Source organism: Rhizobium sp. RAF36, from assembly GCF_052114105.1.
In the GTDB taxonomy this organism is placed as follows: domain Bacteria; phylum Pseudomonadota; class Alphaproteobacteria; order Rhizobiales; family Rhizobiaceae; genus Rhizobium.
The window spans coordinates 1-352 of record NZ_JBFREC010000035.1; the positions used below are offsets into that span (position 1 = coordinate 1).

Annotated in this window: 2 rRNA genes; both read left to right on the forward strand. The window is 53.7% G+C overall.

Annotated elements, in window-relative coordinates:
* Nucleotides 1–128 (forward strand): 23S ribosomal RNA (locus AB4Z25_RS29375); the annotation flags it as partial.
* 112 nt (nt 129–240) lie between these two features.
* A 5S ribosomal RNA gene (rrf, locus tag AB4Z25_RS29380) occupies nt 241–352 on the forward strand; the annotation flags it as partial.

Here is a 352-nt window from a genome sequence, read left to right on the forward strand (position 1 = left end):
GGGAAACCCACCTGAAAACGAGTATTCCCTATCAGAGCCGTGGAAGACGACCACGTTGATAGGCCGGGTGTGGAAGTGCGGCAACGCATGAAGCTTACCGGTACTAATAGCTCGATTGGCTTGATCGTTCTCATTGATCAATGCTCATCAAATCCCAAGGGGGTTCGATGATGTTAAGACGTGTTCACACATAAAAGCAGTTGAAAACTGCACCAGCTTCTCAAAGTTGCGCTTCGCTGACCTGGTGGTCATGGCGGGGTGGCTGCACCCGTTCCCATTCCGAACACGGCCGTGAAACGCCCCAGCGCCTATGGTACTTCGTCTTAAGACGCGGGAGAGTCGGTCGCTGCCA